We start from the raw sequence: 19,040 nt of genomic DNA on the forward strand, positions 1-19,040 counted from the left end.
GCATGAAATGGACGTTGCCCAATATTCTGACCGTTTTGCGCCTGCTGGCAGCGCCCGGCATTGCCGTGATGTTCCTGTACTTCACGCGCCCCTATGCCGACTGGTTCGCTCTGGTGCTGTTCATTGCGGCCGCCGTGACAGACTGGTTTGACGGGCATTTGGCGCGGACATGGAAACAGGTCACCAAGCTTGGCACCATGCTGGACCCGATTGCCGACAAGGCGATGGTGGTGATCGCGCTGATGGTGATCGTAGGGTATTCCTCGATGTCGCCTTGGCTGGTGTTGCCTGCGACGGTGATTCTGTTCCGCGAGGTCTTTGTCTCGGGTCTGCGCGAGTTTCTGGGCGACACGGCGGGCACGCTGAAGGTGACGAAGCTGGCCAAGTGGAAAACCACCGCGCAGATGGTGGCGATCTCGGTGCTGTTCGCGCAAGGCGTGTTCGAGCATTATCTGGGCATGTCGACCTTCGGGCTGGACCAGCCGCTGTTCGAAGAGATCATGGCGGGCCGCGAAGAGGATGTGCTGGGATTACGCTGGAAATATCAGGGGATGATCTGGGCCGGAAATCTCGGTGTCGCGCTGCTTTGGGTTGCTGCGACCCTGACGTTGATCACCGGATGGGACTATTTCCGCAAGGCGGTCCCCTTTCTGAAGGATTGATGACATGGATGTGCTGTATTTTGCATGGGTGCGCGAACGCATCGGCATTCCAAAGGAAACCGTCGAAACGCAGGCAAGCACAGTGACCGAGCTGGTCGCAGAACTGATTGCGCGCGAAGATCGCTATGCCGCAGCCTTTGCCGACATATCGGCGCTGCGGGTGGCGTTGGATCAAGAACTGTCGGACTTCGATGCCTCGCTGACCGGCGTGCGCGAGGTCGCGTTCTTTCCGCCGATGACCGGAGGCTAGGCAATGCGCGTCGCTGTACAGGAACAGCCATTCGATTTTGGCGCGGAGGCCGCCGCATTTGCAGCAGGTCGGCACGATATGGGGGCTGTGGTCACATTTACCGGCATCGTCCGCGACACGGCCGGTGATCTGGCGGCGATGGAAATCGAGCATTACCCCGGCATGACCGCGAAAGCGCTGGAAAAGATCGCGGCAGAGGCCAGCACCCGCTGGTCACTGGGTGATGTGCTGGTGATTCACCGCTATGGGCGCATGGTACCCGGCGAAATGATCATGATGGTCGCAACGGCGGCCCCGCACCGCGTCGACGCATTTGAGGCGGCAGAGTTCCTGATGGATTACCTGAAATCTCGGGCACCGTTCTGGAAAAAGGAAATCGGCGCGGACGGGGCCGAATGGGTCGCGGCCAAGGATGCCGATGAGGACGCGCTGACCCGCTGGTAGCAGCGCCTCAGCTTTTGCCTTGGCTCATCCGTTCGACATAGGCGCGAAGCTCTTCGGATTCGTAGCGCGCATCACGCAGACCTTCCATTGCGGCGCTGCGCTCTGCCTCTGACTGCGCCAACTGGTTGGTCAGTTCAGCTTCGCGCTGTTGCAGATAGGTGATGGCCTGATCGCGGGTCTCTTCCGCATCGTGCAATTCCTGGCTCATCCGTTCCAATTCATCGACATCCGATTTGGAAACCCGGGTGAAGCGGTGCAGCAACCAATTGGCAAACCAACCCATGCAAAATGCCACGAACAGAATGATGGCCGTAGCCACCACAAATTCAGTTCTGTTCATCCTCTTGGGTCTCCTCGTTCTGGTCTGCGGCCGCGTCGGCCTCTGCGTCGGCCTCTGTCTCTGTCTCGGAACCGTCCTGAGATTCGGCATCTTCTTCTGTCACGTCCGGCCGGACCAGTTTGAATTCAATCCGGCGGTTGGCTTCGCGTCCGTCGGCACTGCCATTATCGGCAATCGGCTGGTCTTCACCGTAGCCCACCGCCCGGTATGAGGCGGTCAGGACCCGGCGGTTGCGCAGCGCATCCAGCACCGCTTGCGCGCGTTCCTGACTAAGCTGCTGGTTCATCGTTTCGCGGCCCTGACTATCGGTATGTCCGCCGATCTCAAGCGGGATGTCACCGCATTTCTTCAACAGTTCGGCAATATCGTCCAGGATGTCCTTGGCCGCACTGTCAAAGGTCGACGCGCCGGGCTCAAAGCTGATCTTGCGGTTGCCGATAATCTCGACGATGCCCGCCTCGCATTCATCGGGGGTAGGTATACCCAGCGTCGGATCAAGCTTTTCGAGGTAGGTCACCTTGATGTCGAAATCGGCACCTTCACCCAGCTTGGTCGACAACAATTGCGCAATCGTCGCGTTGGCGTCGACCAGTCCGGTATCGCCCGCAACCACGAATGTGTCGGGCGTGATCGTGACCGCGCCGTTTTTAAGTTGCGCCAGCGCTTCCAGCCCGGCCAGAACGCGGACCGACCACGAGGCGGGAAGCGTCTCGTCGATGCGGGCGGACATGCGGGACGCGCCGCTGCCGAACCGTGCCTTCGCATAGCTTTCGGCGGTCTGGCGTTCCAACGCGCCGGCAACCCGGCCGCGCATCTGCACGGCCCCTTCGGGGCTGAGGGTGGCAACGAACTCGGGCGGTCCCTGTTCGCCCTCGTCCGGCGTTTCGGGCAGCACTGCCGTCAGTGCGAAAACCTCCGGCAGCGCGTTCTCCAGCTCTCCGACCACATGATCGAACACTCCGCGATCCGTGCCTTCGGGCACAAGCAGCGAAATATCGGCATCCGAGAAGGTGACGCTGCCGCCGCCGACCTCGGCCAGCGCGTTGATCGCCAGTTCCGCGGCCTGTGGCCAGGTCTTGGACGGAATGCCCAGTCCGATCGTGCAGCTGGCCTTTTCGTTCAGCCCGGCAGCATTTGCAGCGGCAAGGATTCGGTCACGCCCCTCTTCGGTCCCGGCAGAGCAGGCATCGAATTTGGCTTTGCCGTCTTCGATCAGGAATCGCAGTGTGAAGGGGCTGATCACCGGGCGCGGGGCAGACAGATCCAGCGACAAGGTGACCTTGTCACCCGCCCGGCGCACCAGATCGCTTTCCATCTTGCGGCGCGTGGCATCGCTGTCAGTCATCGCGGTAATCTGCACCTGATCCGCCCCGACAGAGATTTTGGATCGCGGCAGATCTTCCAACGCCCACAGGCTGAAACGCAGCGCATCGGCCCATCCGTCCGGCGCATCGAAGCTGGCAACTTCCAGAAGATCGGACACCTGACCCGGATCATCGGCGATGTCGCGGACCTGGGACAGCAATGCCTCCCGGTCAGTGCTGGCCGGGACCAGACCGATCAACGAGATGCCGGCATCGTTGCGCAGGATCTCGACCGAGAACCGGGGCGGTGCCAGGTCGGCCGTGTCGGCGACGCCCATCTGATCCAGCACGCGAGAGGCATCGACAACCCGTCCGGCAGCGCTGAGCGCATCAAAGCGGGCGGCCTCGGTCGGGGCGGTTCCGATCAGGAAAATCTGCAACCCGTCGGAATCCACATCCGCCCAGGTCAGCGCGGCTTTGTCGAGTTCCTGACGCACCTCTTTGATGGAATTGTTTTCGATGACACGGACAGAAAAGTAGGCCGCGACCAGACAAAGCAGCGCCGCGAGGCCAAAGGCCAATAGCGAAATGAACAACTTTGACAAACGCATGGGCATTCCAAGCAGCGTGGAGTTGGCTTCTGATACAGTCAGCGCCGCAGGGGTGCAATCACGCGAAAAGCGCTACGGCGAAAAACAGCACAGGCAGCAGGCCGGCATTTCGGTTGGACCGGAACAGCTTCAGCAGCCTGTCATTATCGTCGGGGTCGAAAAGGCGCAACTGCCACAGCATATGGCCCACAAAGCCAAGCGCGCCGGCGATTGCCACGACCAGTGTCAGGGTCTCGGCGCGCGGAATCGCCGCGAGGATTGCCAGCACCATCAAGGCAACGCTGACCTTCATGAAGCGCGCCAGCCATTTCGGGCTGGCCTCGCCGAACAGGCGCGCGGTGGATTTTACCCCGATCAGCGCGTCATCCTCGGCGTCCTGATGGGCATAGATCGTGTCATAAAACAGCGTCCACGCCATCCCCGACAGATACAGGATCACGGCGGGCCATTCCAGAACACCGCGATGCGCGGTCCAGGCCAGCAACGCGCCCCAGTTGAAGGCGATGCCCAGAAACACCTGCGGCCACCATGTGAAGCGTTTGGCAAACGGGTAGATGGCCACAGGCCCCAATGCGATCACGCCAAGCAGGATCGCCATCGGATGAAAGCTGAGCAGGATGGCGAAGGCCACCAGCGCCTGCGCCGCCAGCCAAGCCAGCGCTTGGCCGACGCTGACCTGCCCCGATGGGATCGGCCGCGACGCCGTGCGCGCCACGGACCCGTCGATATGACGGTCGGTGATGTCGTTCCATGTGCAGCCCGCGCCGCGCATCAGTATCGCGCCAATCCCGCAGCCTGCAAAGATCCACAGATCCTGCCAGCGCGCCTGCCCGTCCGACAGCATCGCCAGCAACAGCCCCCACCAGCACGGCAAAAGCAGCAGCCATGTGCCGATCGGGCGGTCCAGACGGCTGAGCCGGAAATAGGGACGTGCGGGGGCGGGGGCGAGCCTGTCCACCCAATTGCCGCGCACGGCGTCGGAAACCTGTCCTTCGGCCTCTGGCATCGGCGGTTGGTCGGGCATATGTTGCGCTCCATGACGGCAAAGATACGGCTCTATGTAGATCACCCGCTGGGGGAAGGGCAATCACTCGCCCTGACGCGCGACCAGGCACATTACCTTTTTGCGGTGATGCGGCTAGCCGTGGGCGACGGTGTGCTTGTGTTCAACGGGCAGGCTGGCGAGTGGCGCACTGATGTGGCGGTCGCCAACAAACGCAACGGCGTGCTGGTTTGCCGCGCGCAGACCGCGCCGCAGCGCAACCCGCCCGACCTATGGCTGCTCTTTGCCCCGATCAAGAAGGCCCGCACCGATTTCATCGTTGAAAAGGCGGCAGAGATGGGCGCCGCGCGGATCATGCCCGTCCAGACGCGCTTCACCAATTCCGAACGAATCCGGCAGGATCGGCTGCAAGCCCATGCCGTCGAGGCCGCCGAACAATGCGGCGGAACATTCGTGCCCGAAGTCACCGATCTGGCCAAGCTGGACGCCGTTCTGGACAACTGGCCCGCGGATCGCCAGTTGATGTTCTGCAACGAGGCAGAGGCAGGCTCTGCCACCCGCCTCGCCAATGCGACGCCGGACCCCTGGGCAATTCTCATCGGTCCCGAGGGGGGATTTTCCGAAGCAGAACGCGCGCGCCTGACGGCCCTGCCGCAAGCGCATGTCGTCAGCCTTGGCCCCCGCATCCTGCGTGCCGACACGGCCGCCGTGGCCGCGATGACGCTGTGGCAAATGGCGCTGGGGGACTGGCAATGACCCCGCGCGCCAAGGTTGCGGCATGACCCTGCTGCGGGCCGAGGCGAAGGCCGCGCTGTGGCGCTGGCGCGAAACCATCACCGGGGTCGCGGTGGCCGCACTTGGCCTGCATTGGGTCGTCAACCTTTGGGGCATTCTCAACTGGATGGGCTATCCCGTGCTGCTGATCGGCATCGCGCTGACCGTCATGGGCGTGCAGCGCGCGCGGTTCCGCACCGAAGACACCGCACCGGGCGTGGTGCAGATCGACGAGGGCCGGATTTCGTATTTCGGACCGTTGTCGGGCGGCATTGCCGATCTGGCTGACCTGCGCTCGCTGGCCATAGATCCGGGATCGAAGCCGCCGCATTGGGTCTTGTCGCGGCGCGGCGAACCGGATCTGCACATCCCCCTCGGCGCTGCCGGTGCCGATGCGTTGTTCGATGCGTTTGCCGCCCTTCCCGGCATCCGCACCGAACATATGTTGCGTCAGATGCAGGCGGGGGGGACTGAACGGATCATGATCTGGCACCGCGCCGACATGCCCCGCCCATCCGCCCGGCTGCATTGACAGCCTCGCCATTTCCCCCCATCCCTGTGATGTGACACGAACAGACCCTGCAATTCGGAGCCTTGCCAAATGTCCATTCCACAATCCGGCGGTGGTCCCGTTGAACACAAAGATCAGCTGACGGACTACCTTGCGTCCGGCTGCAAGCCGAAAGAGGACTGGCGCATCGGCACCGAGCACGAGAAATTCGGCTATTGCAAGGACACGCTGAAACCCCTGCCCTACGAAGGCGAACGGTCCATTCTGGCGATGCTGGAGGGTCTGCGCGACCGCCACGGCTGGGCCCCTGTCGAAGAGGCAGGCAAGCTGATCGGGCTGGAAAAGGACGGCGCCAATGTCAGTCTGGAACCCGGTGGGCAGTTGGAACTGTCCGGCGCACCGCTGGAAACCATCCACGAGACCTGCGACGAGGTGAACGCCCATCTGCGCGATGTGAAAGACATCGCCGATGCGGTCGGCGTGGGGTTCATCGGCCTGGGCGCGGCCCCGATCTGGACGCATGACGAAATGCCGATGATGCCCAAGGGCCGGTACCGGCTGATGAACGAATACATGGACCGCGTCGGCACCATGGGCAAATCCATGATGTACCGGACCTGCACCGTGCAGGTGAATCTCGACTTCTCGTCCGAGGCGGACATGGTCAAGAAGATGCGCGTGGCCATCGCCCTGCAACCCGTGGCGACGGCGCTTTTTGCCAATTCGCCGTTCTTTGAAGGCCATCCCAACGGCCACAAAAGCTGGCGCAGCCGGATCTGGCGCGACCTTGACCCGGATCGCACCGGCACGTTGCCATTTGTCTTTGAGGACGGTTTCGGGTTCGAGGCCTGGGTGGATTATGCGCTCGATGTGCCGATGTATTTCGTCTACCGCGACGGCAAGTATATCGACGCGCTTGGCCAGTCCTTCCGCGATTTCCTGAAAGGCGAACTGCCCGCCCTGCCCGGCGAAATCCCGACCCTGTCGGATTGGGCCGACCACCTGACCACAATTTTCCCCGAAGCGCGGGTCAAGAAATTCCTTGAAATGCGCGGTGCCGATGGCGGCCCGTGGCGCAGGCTTTGTGCGCTGCCCGCCTATTGGGTTGGCTTGCTCTACGACCAGACTGCGCTGGATGCCGCCTGGGATCTTGCCAAGGACTGGGACGCCGAAACCCGCGAGGCGTTGCGCGTTGCCGCCTCGCAGGACGCGCTTCAGGCCAAGGTCGGCGGGATCGACATGCATGATCTGGCCCGCCAGACCGTGGAGATTGCCGAGGCCGGGCTGAAAGCCCGCGCGCGCCCCGGCGCAGGTGGGCTGGTGCCTGATGAAACCCATTTCCTCAACGCCCTGAAGGAAAGCGTCGAATCTGGCAAAACCCCCGCTGACGAGTTGCTTGAGCATTATGCAGGGGAGTGGGACGGCGATCTGACGCGCGTTTACGCTCAATACAGCTACTAACGCCGCCGCGACATGCCACAGCACCCCAAATCATGGGGGCTGCGCGATCTTGCGACGTTATATTGTCAGGCGCGATCAAGATGAACCGCAAAGGGGGCCGGGGCGCAACAGATGCGGCGCAACCTTCATGGAACGTCCAAACCCTCCCGGAACACGGCGGTGCGATCCGCTTGCGCGCAACTGACAGCGGTCATATTGTTTAACCAATTCCCGAAGAGGTCAGCAGATGCCATTCCAGAAGGTTCAGCCAGAAAAGCTATCAACGTCGGTCGCGCGACAGATCGAAAAGCTGATCCTGCGCGGCGTATTGCGCCCCGGCGAACGCTTGCCCCCCGAGCGTGAGTTGTCGGAGCGGCTTGGCGTGTCACGGCCGTCGCTGCGCGAGGCGGCAGCGGACCTGCAAAACCGCGGTCTTCTGGCCAGTCGCGCCGGTGCCGGTATTTATGTGGCCGACGTGCTGGGCTCTGCCTTCTCGGATGCGCTGATAAAGCTCTTTGCGACACATGATGAGGCGGTGTTCGACTACTTGTCGTTCCGCCGCGACATGGAAGGGTTGGCGGCAGAGCGCGCCGCGCGTTTAGCATCGGACACCGATTTGAAGGTCATCCAGTCGGTTTTCGACAAGATGCAGGCCGCCCATGCCAAGCGCGATCCGAGTGACGAGGCAGGACTCGATGCGGATTTCCACCTCGCAATCATCGAATCCAGTCACAACGTCATCATGCTGCACATGATGCGGTCGATGTATCAGCTGTTGCGCGAAGGCGTGTTCTACAATCGCCGGATCATGTTCCAACGACGGACCACGCGTGAAACGCTGCTGGACCAGCATCGTCAGATCAACAACGCCCTTCAGGCCCGCGATCCTGACGCGGCGCGCAAGGCGGTAGAAGACCATCTGAATTACGTCGAGAGCGCCTTGACCGAGCATCGCAAGGCCGAACGCAATGAAGAAATCGCCCGCCAGCGCTTTGAACACGAACAAAGCCGCACTTGACCTCGGCGCATCCCGGCTTGGCAAATCAACCGGTGGGCTTTGTCATCGCGTCACCTCCGGCAGCGGTGCTTATGGCATCGCCCGCAAACCCGGTCTGTTTCAGGCAACAAGCGCATCAGTCCGTTGGCGCACGCGGCTCCGTTCGGGACAATTTTTCCACCCATTTTAATTGCTTCGGCAGGCAGACCTTGCGCAAATCATAGTGCTCCACCACGAATTCTCGTGCGGCCTTGCCCATGCGCGTCCGCGTCTCCGGGTCGTCCAGCAAATCGCATAGCCGGTCGACCAAAGCGTCCTTGTCGAAGAAATCCACCATCCAGCCGGTTTCGCCCTCGGTCAGGACCTCTTTCACAGGTGCCGTATCGCTCGCCAGAATTGCGCTTTCGCAGGCCATCGATTCCAGCAGCGACCAGGACAGGACAAACGGATAGGTCAGGTACACATGCGCCCTGCTGACCTGCATCATCGACAGGAAGCGGTCATAGGGCACGCGGCCAAGGAAATGCACACGCGCCCAGTCCTCATCGGAAATCTGCCCGCGCACCTCGTCGATATAGATCTGCTTCCATGTCTTGCCCTTGGGCGCGCGCGCGCCATAGCTGACATCATCACCGCCCAGCATCACCACCTGCGCCTCTGGCCGCCGTTTCAGGATTTCCGGCAGGGCGCGCATGAAGATGTGATAGCCGCGATAGGGTTCCAGATTGCGGTTGATGAAGGTCACAACCTCGTCGTCTCGGGTCAGCACTAGGCCGCCCGTCACCTCCAGCCTTGCCGCCGGATCGGGCTTTACATCCTCCGTATTCACGCCGTCATGCACCACCGTGATACGCTTGCGGTAATGGTCGGGGAAGGTATCGGCCTGAAACTGCGTCGGGCTGATACCCAGATCAATCACCTCGGAATGCAACCGGTTATTGAGGTTTTTCAGCCGGATCCGCAGCGCGTCCTGTTCCGCCGCAGGCGTCGGGAATTCCGGATCGAACCCCAGAAACGGTTGCGCGGACAGGTGATAAAGCTCGCAATACAGGCCCAGACGCGCGCCCGGCCACACGTCTTTGAGAAACAGGCTTTCGCCCCAGCCGTGATGGGCCAGGATCATGTCAGGCTCGAACCCCTGCGCCTTCAGCGCCATCGCCGCAGCGTAACAGCTGTGGCCGCGCAACAGTTTTGTCTCGAAGTCGGACAGCCAGGGATGAATATCGCGCGACGACGCACCGGTGATCTTGTAGGGGATGACCTGCACCCCCTGCCATTTCACAGGTTTGTCCACCTTGGGTGTCAGCGCCACGATCTGATGGCCCATCTGCACCAGAACCGGCGCGATATGCTTGTACTGACCGGGGAAATTCTGGTGGATCAGCAATATCTTCATGGCAATAATTTCCTGCAAACCGACACCGCCCTGTTATATCCGGCTGCCGGAAAGAGGCAAACTCTACGCGCCGGGCCGAACCGATTTGCCCAGAGGCACTTTACCCGGACGCCCCATGGTCCTATCACCCATGCGACTGCAAAGACGCCCGCCTGCCCAAAGGAATCCCCACATGTCCCGCTACACCCCCGCCGAAATCGAGCCGAAATGGCAACAGGCCTGGGAAGAGGCCGGAACCTTCACCGCCACGCGGGAGGGCGACAAGCCGAAATACTATGTGCTCGAGATGTTCCCTTACCCGTCCGGGCGCATCCATATCGGCCATGTGCGCAACTACACGATGGGCGACGTGATCGCGCGGTACAAGCTGTCCACCGGGCATAACGTTCTGCATCCGATGGGGTTTGACGCGTTCGGAATGCCTGCCGAAAACGCCGCCATGGCGATCGGCGGTCACCCCAAGGACTGGACCTATTCCAACATCGACACGATGGTTGAGCAGATGAAGCCGATGGGCTGGTCTCTGGACTGGACCCGGATGTTCGCGACCTGCGATCCGGAATATTACGGCCAGCAGCAGGCGCTGTTCATTGATATGCTGGATAGCGGACTGGTCTATCGCAAGAACGCCGTGGTCAACTGGGATCCGGTGGACATGACGGTGCTGGCCAACGAACAGGTGATCGACGGCAAGGGCTGGCGGTCGGGTGCCGAGGTGGAGCGCCGCGAGTTAACGCAGTGGTTCTTCAAGATCTCCGACATGTCGGAAGAGCTTCTGGACGCGCTGGACGGGCTGGATGACTGGCCCGCCAAGGTCAAGCTGATGCAGGCCAACTGGATCGGCAAATCGCGCGGGCTGCAATTCAGCTTCAGCCTGATCGACGGCCCGCATGGCATGGACCGGGTCGAGGTCTACACCACACGTCCCGACACGCTGATGGGGGCCTCTTTCGTCGGTGTCTCGCCCGATCACCCGCTGGCAAAGCAACTGGAACGGGACAATCCCGAGGTTGCCGCCTTCTGCGCGGAATGCCGTAAGGGCGGCACCACTGCCGAGGCATTGGAGACGGCCGAAAAACTGGGCTATGACACTGGCCTCAAGGTCATGCATCCCTTTGATAACGGCTGGGAGCTGCCGGTCTATATCGCCAACTTCATTCTGATGGATTACGGCACCGGCGCGATTTTCGGCTGCCCCGGCCATGATCAGCGCGACCATGACTTCTGCACCAAATACGATCTGCCCATCGTGGACACGTTCCTGCCGCTCGACGGCGCGCATGACATTCAGGCAGAACCGTTCGTGCCCGCAAAGACCGAACAGGTCCGCTATACCCGTCTGATCGCGGGCAACGAGGTGCAGACCGGCGACGAAGCCGTGGATGCGGCGGTTGATTTCTGCGAGGCCAATGGCGTGGGCCAGGGCGTCACCAAGTTCCGCCTGCGCGACTGGGGCCTCAGCCGTCAACGCTATTGGGGATGCCCGATCCCGGTTGTCCATTGCGAGGCTTGCGGCGTCGTGCCCGAGGCCAAGGAAAACCTGCCGATCAAACTGCCCGACGATGTCAGCTTTGACGTGCCGGGCAACCCTCTGGATCGTCACCCGACCTGGCGCGATTGCACCTGCCCGAAATGTGGCGCGGCGGCGCAGCGCGAAACCGATACGATGGACACATTCGTGGACAGTTCGTGGTATTTCGCGCGCTTCACCGCTCCGCGCGCCACCACGCCCACGGATATGGCAGAGGCCGAATACTGGATGAATGTCGACCAGTATATCGGCGGCATCGAACACGCGATCCTGCATCTGCTCTATTCGCGTTTCTTCGCGCGTGCGATGATCCAGACCGGTCACCTGCCCGAGAAATGCGCAGAGCCGTTCAACGCGCTGTTCACGCAAGGCATGGTGACACATGCGATCTATCAGACGCGCGACGAAAACGGTCGCCCGGTCTATCATTACCCCGAAGATGTGGATCTGCGCGAAGGCAAAGGGATTCTGAAGGACGGCACCGAGGTAGAGATCATCCCGTCGGCCAAAATGTCCAAGTCCAAGAACAACGTCGTCGATCCGGTGCAGATCGTCCAGCAATACGGTGCCGATACCGCGCGCTGGTTCGTGCTCAGCGATTCGCCCCCGGAACGCGACGTGGAATGGACCGCCAGCGGTGCCGAGGCCGCCAGCAAGCACCTTGCCCGCGTCTACCGCATCGCCGCAGAAATCGCCGGGGACCAGACCGGCCCACAGGACGGGGACGAAGCCCTCCTGCGAGAGATGCACAAGGCCATTCACGATGTGACGATGGGTGTGGAAAGCTTCGGCTTCAACGCCTCTATCGCGCGGCTTTATGCCTTCACCAATGTTCTATCCAAGGCCAAGGCCGGAGCGGCGGCGAAACGCGAGGCCATGCGGGCACTGGCGCAGCTGATGTCACCGATGACGCCGCATCTGGCCGAGGAAATCTGGCAACTGCTGGGCGGCGAGGGCCTGATCGCCAACGCGGCATGGCCCGTCACGGATGACGCGATGCTGGTCGAGGACAGCATAACCCTGCCCATTCAGGTCAACGGCAAGCGCCGCGGCGAGATTACCGTTGCCAAGGACGCCGACAAAGCCGAAGTTGAGAAACTGGCACTGGCGCATGAGGCCGTGCTGCGGGTGCTGGATGGTGCCCAACCGAAGAAAGTCATCGTGGTTCCGGGACGGATCATCAACCTTGTCGTCTGATCGCCGCCTCTTCCTGCTGTCTGCGCTGGCCCTCGGGGCCTGCGGCTTCACGCCCGCCTACGGGCCAAGCGGCGGCGCATCCGCCTTGCAGGGGCAGGTGCGGCTTGACGCGCCCGGTGGCCGGGCCAGCTATCTGCTCAACCAGCGGCTGGAAGAACGCCTTGGCCACGCGCCAACCGGCAGATACGCTCTGAGCTATGCGCTCAAGACCGGACGGGACGACCTTGGGACAACCTCTGAAGGCGTGACCTCGCGCTATCACCTGTCGGGATCAGCCACATGGTCGCTGACCGACACGGATGAACGTGTCGTGGCCTCCGGCAAGGTGGACAGCTTTTCGTCCTATTCGCCCACCGGATCCACCGTCGCAACGCGGGCATCGCAGCGCGACGCCACCGCAAGGCTGATGATCATTCTCGCGGATCAACTGGTCGATCAGCTGCTTCTTCAGGCCTCGGACCTGCCGGCATGAAACTGTCCGCGCGCGATGCGGCGGGCTATTTTGCAAAGCCCGACCCGGCCAAGACCGGCCTGCTGATCTTTGGCGCGGATGCGATGCGCGTCGCGCTGAAACGTCAGCAGGTGATTGCCGCGCTGATCGGCCCGCAAGGCGAAGAGGAAATGCGGCTGACCCGCCTGCCCGCCGCTGATCTGCGCAAGGACCCCGCAGCCCTGTCCGACGCGATCAAGGCACAGAGTTTTTTTCCCGGCCCGCGTGTTGCCTTTCTGGAAGAGGCCACGGACGGGATCACCAAGGTGGTAACAGCGGCGCTTCAGGACTGGCAACCCGGCGATGCGCAGGTGATCGTCACCGCCGGGCAGCTAACCGCGAAATCCGCCTTGCGCAAACTCTTTGAGGGGCACCCCAACGCCTATGCCGTGGGCATTTATGACGACCCGCCCAGCCGGGCCGAGATTGAGGCGGATCTCAAACACTCTGGCCTGCCCGCGCCATCGCCCGACGCGATGGAGGCTTTGACGATGCTGTCGCGGCAGCTTGATCCCGGCGATTTCCGGCAGACGGTCGAAAAGCTGGCGCTGTATCTGCTGGATCAGGATGCACCCGCAACGCCCGAGGATGTGGCAGCCTGCGCCCCCAGCTCTACCGAGGCAGAGGTGGACGACATCCTGAACATCGTGGCCGAGGCGCGCACCGGCGAGATTGGCCCGGTCATGGCGCGATTGCAGTCACAAGGCACCAACGCGGTTGCCCTGATGATCGGCGCGACGCGGCATTTCAAGATCCTGCACAAGGTCGCATCGGACCCCGGCGGTGCTGGATCGGGTATCGGCAAGCTGCGCCCGCCGGTGTTTGGCCCGCGTCGCGACCGTGTGATGCGTCAGGCGCAAAACTGGGGCACCGCGCGGCTGGAACAAGCGATGACAATGCTGACGGATACAGAGCTGCAACTTCGCTCTGCGGGTCAGCATGCTCCGACCATGGCGCTGGTCGAGCGAGTTCTGATTCGGCTGTCGATGCTGGCGCGCCGCTAGCACCGGGTTGACCGCACCTTGGCGGGGCAGGTTCGCAAATCTCAGCCGGACATTTGTTGCCAAAGCCTGTCACGGCCCGTTTGCGGGCTTGTCACGGCAAGACACAGCGCGCAGTCTGGCCACGAAAACGGCAGGAGAGATCTTCATATGTATACGGTTATCGGTGGCGTTCAGAGCCGCACATTCAGGGTTCTGTGGTGTCTGGAAGAGTTGGGTGTGCCGTTTGAACACCGCCCCGCCGCGCCCCGATCTGACGAGGTGACCACTGTCAGCCCGTTGGGCAAAATCCCGGTTCTGCTGGAAGGCGACGCGGTGATCCCTGATTCGACCGCGATAATGACCTATCTGGCGGATAAGAACGGCGCGCTGACCTGTCCGGCTGGCACGCTGGAACGGGCGCGTCAGGATGCGCTGACCTTCCGTATCCTCGACGAGGTCGACGCGATCCTGTGGGCGGCAGCACGGCACAGTTTCATTCTGCCGAAAGAAGAGCGGGTTCCCGCGATCAAGGACAGCCTGAAGCTGGAATTTTCGCGAAATCTGGAACGTCTGACGGGTGAAATCCGTGGGCCGTTCCTGATGGGCGAGGATCTGACGATCCCGGACATCATTCTGGGCCATTGTGGTGGCTGGTCTCGCACCGCAAAGTTCCCCGATGCCCCGGCAGAGTTTGTGAACTACCTCAAACGCCTGCGCGGCCGTGCAGCGTTTCAACGCACCGTTGCCTATGGCGGCTGACCCCTCGGCTTGCCTGGCCCCGACCGCGCGCCCCGTTTAGCGCCCTGCTGTTGGCCACGAACTGCTCACGAACCGGCCAGGTCGGTGTCAGCCATGCGCCGCAGCAGCGCGGCCCGCATGCAGCCCCGTGGCAAGGCACGCCGTCAGGAGATAGCCGCCGGTGGGCGCTTCCCAGTCCAACATCTCGCCCGCAGCGAATACGCCCGGCATCGCCCGAAGCATAAGCCCATCGTCCAGCGCATCGAACGGTACCCCACCGGCGGTGGAGATTGCCTCGTCCAGCGGGCGCAGGCCGGAATGACGGATCGGCAAAGCCTTGATCTGCTGGGCGAGCACTTCGGGAAAGTTTGACAGCGGGCCTGCGAATTCCATCAGCAGGGCGATTTTCTGCGGCTCCAGTTTAAGCACCTTGCGCAGGTGGTTGGTATAGCTGGTCTTGCCGCGTGGTTTTGCAATACGGCTCGCGATGTCGCCCGCGTCACGATCCGGGGCAAGGTCGAGGATCAGGTCTGCGCCACCGCGCAGCGCTGGTGTCAGCGCGTAGATGCCCCCACCTTCCAAACCGCGCGCAGAGATCATCGCCTCGCCCCGCAGGGTCTCGGCACCGGCGGTCAGTCGGATATTCTTCAAAGGCGCACCAAAATGGCGGGTCATATGCGGCGTCCAGTCGATGCGAATACCCGCATTGGACGGCTGGAATGGCGCAAGGTCGACCCCCTGCCCGACAAGCATCGCCGCCCACTGCCCGTCAGAGCCAAGCCGCGCCCAGCTGGCACCGCCCAAGGCAAGCACCGTCACCTGCGCGTCGATTGTCTGTTGGCCGTCCGGCGTGTCGAACGTCGCCGCCGAGTCCTGCCAACCGGTCCAGCGCCAGCGCCTTTGCAGCGTGACGCCCTTTTCGGTGAGCCGCGCCAGCCAAGCCCGCAATAACGGCGAGGCCTTCATCGTCTTGGGAAAGACGCGGGCGGTGGACCCGGTGAAAACCTCTTGCCCAAGATCACGCGCCCAGGCCTGCACGTCTTCAGGCCCGAACGCATCCAGTGCCGCACGCAGTCGCGGCGGCATGTCGGGGTAAGATGCCAGAAATCTGTCGAACGGCTCATCCCGTGTCAGGTTCAGCCCGGACTTGCCCGCCATCAGGAATTTGCGCCCGAAAGAGGGTTTGGCGTCGGCCACGGTAACCTGGCGTCCGGCATCGGCCAGCGCCTCTGCCGCCATCAGCCCGGCGGGACCACCGCCGATGATCAGCGCGTCGGTCACGCCTCTACCTGTGGTTCTGGCAGCGGCGGCGTGCCTTTCAGCTCGATCACGCGATGCGGATAGGGGATCTCGATGCCATTGTCCTTGAGCGCGTTCCAAATCAGGAACAGCACGTCCGAGGTGAATTTGTTCGGCCCGTCATCCAGCCCGTTGACCCAGAATTCGACGGCAAAATCGATGCCGGAATCGCCAAACCCGCGCAGTTCGCAGTCCGGTGGGTAGGGCGCTTGCAGAATGCCCGGATGGGTGGCGACCGCAGCCTCGATGATCGCGGGCACGGCGTTGATGTCAGTGTCGTAAGACACGCTGAACGGCGCCTCGTACCGGTTCGCCGACCCGCTGTCAGAATAGTTGACGACGCGGGTGGTGATGAAATCCTCGTTCGGCACCACGACCCAGCGGCCATCGAAGGTTTCCAGGATCATCGCACGGGCGGTGGTCTTGACGATGGTGCCGGACTGGCCGTCATCCAGCTCGACAAAGTCGCCGACCGTGGCCTGCCCCTCGATCAGCAGGATCACGCCCGAGATGAAGTTCGCAGCGATCTTTTGCAGGCCGAACCCAAGCCCCACGCCAATCGCCCCCCCCAGTACGGCGAGCGAGGTCAGCGAGATGCCCATGATGTTCATCAACAGCAGAAAGGCGGCCCCGAAAATGGCAATCTCGGCGGCTTTCGCGGCAAGCTGTCGTGTCGCCGGGCGAAGTTCTTGCTGCTTTTCCAGATAGGCGGAGGATTGATCGTTGGACCAGCGCCCCAGCCAGAACAGCAACGCGCCCGCGATCAGCCCCCGCACCAGCGCCATCACCGAAAAGGTGATATTGCCCATCTGGATGGTCATCGCGTTCAACTGCGCAGAGGCCGCATCGAGCAGGCCCAATGTGTAAAGCGCCATCACCGGCAGCAGGACATACCGACCAAGCAGTTTCAGGAAAGGATCGCGGATGGTCTCGTTGACAAGGACGCGCGCCGCGAGGAACAGGAACACCCGTTTGCCAAAGGCGATGACGGCCGTGGCACCAAAGGCCGAAAGCGTGATTGCTTCGCCAATCGCGGTGAAGGCATAGGCAAGAAGCGGCAGTAGGAGCGGCAGAAACAGCAGCGCAAAACGACGCGCGCTTGCGATGATGTTGCGCTGTGCCGGTGTCGGCGTCAGAAAATTTCTCAGGAATGGGACCAGACGCCGCGACAACAGCACCGCCAGAACATAGGCAAGGGCGAGCAAGGCCAATTGCGACCACGAGGCCGGCTGCACGATCCACGCAAGCGCGATCTGCCAACCCTGCAACGCATAGGCTGCGACGGTCTGCACCAGTTCCGGCTGCTGCGACAGATCCCAGTTCATGTTCAAGCCCCTGACGCCGCCCCTACCCGGTCACCGTGTAGCCAAACAGCCGCCTCGGCCACAAGAAAGATTTTGCGTTTCCAAGGCTTCTGGTCCTGCCTCCGCCAAATTGTGCCGACGGGCGCGGTTCGGCGTCATGCGGTTGTCATGTCCAGCGTGATGGAATGTTGAAGATCATCAACACCCGTATTGCCGCTTTGATGGAAAGCGGCTTGCGAGATTTCTGACGTGCCCCTTCAGCGAAGCATCTCCTTGATCCCGCAGGCAATGACGGGGTCAGCCGCCAGACTGTCAGCGCTAAGCGCGCGCGCTTCGTCGATCAAACTCTCGGGCGCGACCAGACGGTCTATCAGCCCCCATGTCTGCGCCTCCGACGCCTCGATTTTTTGTCCGGCCATCAGGATCATCGACGCCCGCGACCGCCCGATCAAATCAATCATGCGGCGCGGGTCCGAGGGTTGCGGCAGGAATCCCAGTTTCATCACCGGGTAGAACACCTTCGCCGACGGCACCGCGATCCGGATGTCGCAGGCCAGCGCCATGCCCATGGAACCACCGGCGATTGTCCCGTTCAGTGCGGCAATGCTGAGGCCCGGCAAGGCTGCGATGGCGCTGGACAAGCGTTCCCATAGCGGGCTGGTGGCCATGCCCGCGCGCGCGGCCTCCAGATCGGCACCGGCAGAGAACACCTTGCCCGTACCAGTCAGGATGAGGGCCTTTGCCTCTTGGGCCGCCTCGGCAATCTCTGCCAGTTCTCCCAGCATTCCCGGCGTCAGCGAGTTTGCCTTGTCTGGGCGATTGATCCGCGCGATCCACAGCCCGTCCTCTTTTTCTAGAACGATCATGTCAAGCCGACCTGTTTGCGGATGTCTTCGTCGCGCAGCGAAATTTCGTCGCCCAGCCATGCGTCCGCCTCGGGGCCGCACATCCACAACAACGTCCGCGCCGGCCAATCAGGCGGGATATGATCGGACCAGTCCAGCTTGCTGACCGGGTTGATGCCGCTGGCCTTGATCTCGCGCTGCATCTGCGTGGCCACCGTGCCGGGGCTTAGGCCGATGGCGCGGATACCGGCCTCGCGGCCTTCCTTGTCAGCACAACGGGTCAGCATTGCAGCCCCTGCCTTGGACGCACAGTAATGTGACCAAGCCTCGACCGGGCCATGTGCGGCCCCGGAGCTGATCGTCAGGATCGTGCCGCCACCGGCTTTCATCATCACCGGCATCGCCGCGCGCATGCCGTAAAAGACGCCTTTGAGGTTGATATCTATGGTATGTCCCCAGTCTTCGGGATCGGCCTCGGCCAGCAGGGAAATAGGCTCGATCACACCGGCATTGCCGATCAGCACATCGAGCCTGCCAAACGCCTCCAGACAGGCATTCACTGCTGCCTCGACCTCCCAGAAACGACTGACATCGCAAGGAATAGCGATGGCCTGCGGGCCGATCTCTCCGGCCAGATCCGCAACCGCGTCTTCGCTGCGCGCCACCAGCGCCAGCTTCGCGCCCGCTTCGGCAAAGGTCCGGGCTGCGGCCGCCCCGATCCCGCGACTGGCACCGGTGATCATCACGACCTTGCCATCAAGATTCTGCATTGCCACTCTCCCTGCGTTTCGTTCTACCGACCATTGCTAGCGCAGCGGTGCCGCAAAGGTCCATATGCTGCATGCGCCGCAAATGACCGGGATGGGTGCCGAAATCCGACTTCCGGATTCCCAGACCTTGACCCTGCCCGCTGCGCAACCG

At 62.3% G+C, this 19,040-nt stretch carries 19 protein-coding genes; 11 read left to right on the forward strand and 8 right to left on the reverse strand.

The genetic code is table 11. The features are described 5' to 3' along the window. The first annotated feature begins 2 nt into the window (after window positions 1–2). Genes pgsA through B8991_RS03625 form a run of 3 tightly spaced genes read left to right on the forward strand, consistent with a single transcriptional unit; the run spans window position 3 to window position 1,356 of the window. Window positions 3–662 (forward strand): CDP-diacylglycerol--glycerol-3-phosphate 3-phosphatidyltransferase, encoded by a 660-nt coding sequence (gene pgsA / locus B8991_RS03615; protein ID WP_084350461.1) that lies wholly within the window; start codon window positions 3–5, stop codon window positions 660–662. 4 nt (window positions 663–666) lie between these two features. Then, entirely contained in the window at window positions 667–912 is a 246-nt protein-coding gene (moaD, locus tag B8991_RS03620) for a molybdopterin converting factor subunit 1 (RefSeq protein WP_084350462.1), read from the forward strand. Between the two features lie 3 nt (window positions 913–915). Beyond that, window positions 916–1,356, forward strand: coding sequence for a molybdenum cofactor biosynthesis protein MoaE (locus B8991_RS03625; RefSeq protein ID WP_084350463.1), 441 nt, complete (start codon window positions 916–918; stop codon window positions 1,354–1,356). Between the two features lie 7 nt (window positions 1,357–1,363). Here the strand turns inward: B8991_RS03625 and B8991_RS03630 are convergent, their stop codons facing one another. The 3 genes from B8991_RS03630 to ubiA are packed head-to-tail and all read right to left on the reverse strand — an operon-like array spanning window position 1,364 to window position 4,635. After that, complete coding sequence (locus B8991_RS03630; RefSeq protein WP_084350464.1) at window positions 1,364–1,696, reverse strand: hypothetical protein; 333 nt, start codon at window positions 1,694–1,696, stop codon at window positions 1,364–1,366. Beyond that, a complete protein-coding gene (locus tag B8991_RS03635) occupies window positions 1,683–3,611 on the reverse strand; it encodes an OmpA family protein (protein ID WP_084351115.1) in 1,929 nt (642 codons plus the stop codon). The genes B8991_RS03630 and B8991_RS03635 overlap by 14 nt, the downstream gene beginning before the upstream one ends. A gap of 58 nt (window positions 3,612–3,669) precedes the next feature. Further along, window positions 3,670–4,635 carry a 4-hydroxybenzoate octaprenyltransferase gene (ubiA, locus tag B8991_RS03640; RefSeq protein ID WP_084350465.1) on the reverse strand — a complete coding sequence of 322 codons (966 nt, stop codon included), beginning with the start codon at window positions 4,633–4,635 and terminating at the stop codon, window positions 3,670–3,672. 12 nt (window positions 4,636–4,647) lie between these two features. Between ubiA and B8991_RS03645 the strand changes: the two genes are divergently transcribed. From B8991_RS03645 to B8991_RS03660, 4 genes are all read left to right on the forward strand, one after another. After that, window positions 4,648–5,370 (forward strand): 16S rRNA (uracil(1498)-N(3))-methyltransferase, encoded by a 723-nt coding sequence (locus tag B8991_RS03645; protein ID WP_084351117.1) that lies wholly within the window; start codon window positions 4,648–4,650, stop codon window positions 5,368–5,370. Window positions 5,371–5,392: 22 nt separating this feature from the next. Further along, window positions 5,393–5,920, forward strand: a complete 528-nt coding sequence (locus B8991_RS03650; protein WP_084350466.1) for a hypothetical protein — start codon at window positions 5,393–5,395, stop codon at window positions 5,918–5,920. A gap of 69 nt (window positions 5,921–5,989) precedes the next feature. Continuing rightward, window positions 5,990–7,360, forward strand: coding sequence for a glutamate--cysteine ligase (locus tag B8991_RS03655; protein ID WP_084350467.1), 1,371 nt, complete (start codon window positions 5,990–5,992; stop codon window positions 7,358–7,360). Between the two features lie 226 nt (window positions 7,361–7,586). Next, window positions 7,587–8,357, forward strand: coding sequence for a FadR/GntR family transcriptional regulator (locus tag B8991_RS03660; RefSeq protein WP_084350468.1), 771 nt, complete (start codon window positions 7,587–7,589; stop codon window positions 8,355–8,357). A 115-nt stretch (window positions 8,358–8,472) separates the two neighbouring features. On the opposite strand, the gene B8991_RS03665 is transcribed toward B8991_RS03660, so the two are convergent. Continuing rightward, entirely contained in the window at window positions 8,473–9,732 is a 1,260-nt protein-coding gene (locus tag B8991_RS03665) for a glycosyltransferase family 4 protein (protein WP_084350469.1), read from the reverse strand. Window positions 9,733–9,904: 172 nt separating this feature from the next. Between B8991_RS03665 and leuS the strand changes: the two genes are divergently transcribed. The 4 genes from leuS (at window position 9,905) to B8991_RS03685 (ending at window position 14,692) form a co-directional block, all read left to right on the forward strand. After that, entirely contained in the window at window positions 9,905–12,460 is a 2,556-nt protein-coding gene (gene leuS, locus B8991_RS03670; RefSeq protein ID WP_084350470.1) for a leucine--tRNA ligase, read from the forward strand. Next, entirely contained in the window at window positions 12,450–12,932 is a 483-nt protein-coding gene (gene lptE, locus B8991_RS03675; RefSeq protein WP_235866534.1) for an LPS assembly lipoprotein LptE, read from the forward strand. The genes leuS and lptE overlap by 11 nt, the downstream gene beginning before the upstream one ends. Next, a complete protein-coding gene (gene holA, locus B8991_RS03680) occupies window positions 12,929–13,954 on the forward strand; it encodes a DNA polymerase III subunit delta (protein ID WP_084350472.1) in 1,026 nt (341 codons plus the stop codon). The genes lptE and holA overlap by 4 nt, the downstream gene beginning before the upstream one ends. A 147-nt stretch (window positions 13,955–14,101) precedes the next feature. Then, window positions 14,102–14,692, forward strand: a complete 591-nt coding sequence (locus B8991_RS03685) for a glutathione S-transferase family protein (RefSeq protein ID WP_084350473.1) — start codon at window positions 14,102–14,104, stop codon at window positions 14,690–14,692. Window positions 14,693–14,779: 87 nt separating this feature from the next. Here the strand turns inward: B8991_RS03685 and B8991_RS03690 are convergent, their stop codons facing one another. The 4 genes from B8991_RS03690 to B8991_RS03705 form a co-directional block, all read right to left on the reverse strand. Continuing rightward, window positions 14,780–15,952, reverse strand: a complete 1,173-nt coding sequence (locus B8991_RS03690) for a TIGR03862 family flavoprotein (protein ID WP_084350474.1) — start codon at window positions 15,950–15,952, stop codon at window positions 14,780–14,782. Further along, on the reverse strand, window positions 15,949–17,295 hold the full coding sequence (locus B8991_RS03695) for a mechanosensitive ion channel family protein (RefSeq protein ID WP_084350475.1): 1,347 nt from the start codon (window positions 17,293–17,295) through the stop codon (window positions 15,949–15,951). Before B8991_RS03695 ends, B8991_RS03690 begins: the two co-directional genes overlap by 4 nt. A 236-nt stretch (window positions 17,296–17,531) precedes the next feature. Further along, window positions 17,532–18,140, reverse strand: a complete 609-nt coding sequence (locus tag B8991_RS03700) for an enoyl-CoA hydratase/isomerase family protein (RefSeq protein ID WP_084350476.1) — start codon at window positions 18,138–18,140, stop codon at window positions 17,532–17,534. Beyond that, window positions 18,137–18,889 (reverse strand): SDR family oxidoreductase, encoded by a 753-nt coding sequence (locus B8991_RS03705; protein WP_084350477.1) that lies wholly within the window; start codon window positions 18,887–18,889, stop codon window positions 18,137–18,139. Before B8991_RS03705 ends, B8991_RS03700 begins: the two co-directional genes overlap by 4 nt. Between the last annotated feature and the right edge of the window lie 151 nt (window positions 18,890–19,040).

Source organism: Primorskyibacter flagellatus (assembly GCF_900176485.1).
GTDB lineage: Bacteria > Pseudomonadota > Alphaproteobacteria > Rhodobacterales > Rhodobacteraceae > Primorskyibacter > Primorskyibacter flagellatus.

Coding starts and splice junctions, on each gene's coding strand:
- B8991_RS03650 (WP_084350466.1), top strand. CDS start 5,393: ATGACCCTGCTGCGGGCCGAGGCGAAGGCCGCGCTGTGGCGCTGGCGC.
- ubiA (WP_084350465.1), bottom strand. CDS start 4,635: ATGCCCGACCAACCGCCGATGCCAGAGGCCGAAGGACAGGTTTCCGAC.
- leuS (WP_084350470.1), top strand. CDS start 9,905: ATGTCCCGCTACACCCCCGCCGAAATCGAGCCGAAATGGCAACAGGCC.
- B8991_RS03625 (WP_084350463.1), top strand. CDS start 916: ATGCGCGTCGCTGTACAGGAACAGCCATTCGATTTTGGCGCGGAGGCC.
- holA (WP_084350472.1), top strand. CDS start 12,929: ATGAAACTGTCCGCGCGCGATGCGGCGGGCTATTTTGCAAAGCCCGAC.
- B8991_RS03630 (WP_084350464.1), bottom strand. CDS start 1,696: ATGAACAGAACTGAATTTGTGGTGGCTACGGCCATCATTCTGTTCGTG.
- pgsA (WP_084350461.1), top strand. CDS start 3: ATGAAATGGACGTTGCCCAATATTCTGACCGTTTTGCGCCTGCTGGCA.
- B8991_RS03685 (WP_084350473.1), top strand. CDS start 14,102: ATGTATACGGTTATCGGTGGCGTTCAGAGCCGCACATTCAGGGTTCTG.
- B8991_RS03660 (WP_084350468.1), top strand. CDS start 7,587: ATGCCATTCCAGAAGGTTCAGCCAGAAAAGCTATCAACGTCGGTCGCG.
- B8991_RS03655 (WP_084350467.1), top strand. CDS start 5,990: ATGTCCATTCCACAATCCGGCGGTGGTCCCGTTGAACACAAAGATCAG.
- B8991_RS03645 (WP_084351117.1), top strand. CDS start 4,648: ATGACGGCAAAGATACGGCTCTATGTAGATCACCCGCTGGGGGAAGGG.
- moaD (WP_084350462.1), top strand. CDS start 667: ATGGATGTGCTGTATTTTGCATGGGTGCGCGAACGCATCGGCATTCCA.
- B8991_RS03695 (WP_084350475.1), bottom strand. CDS start 17,295: ATGAACTGGGATCTGTCGCAGCAGCCGGAACTGGTGCAGACCGTCGCA.
- B8991_RS03705 (WP_084350477.1), bottom strand. CDS start 18,889: ATGCAGAATCTTGATGGCAAGGTCGTGATGATCACCGGTGCCAGTCGC.
- B8991_RS03635 (WP_084351115.1), bottom strand. CDS start 3,611: ATGCGTTTGTCAAAGTTGTTCATTTCGCTATTGGCCTTTGGCCTCGCG.
- B8991_RS03665 (WP_084350469.1), bottom strand. CDS start 9,732: ATGAAGATATTGCTGATCCACCAGAATTTCCCCGGTCAGTACAAGCAT.
- B8991_RS03700 (WP_084350476.1), bottom strand. CDS start 18,140: ATGATCGTTCTAGAAAAAGAGGACGGGCTGTGGATCGCGCGGATCAAT.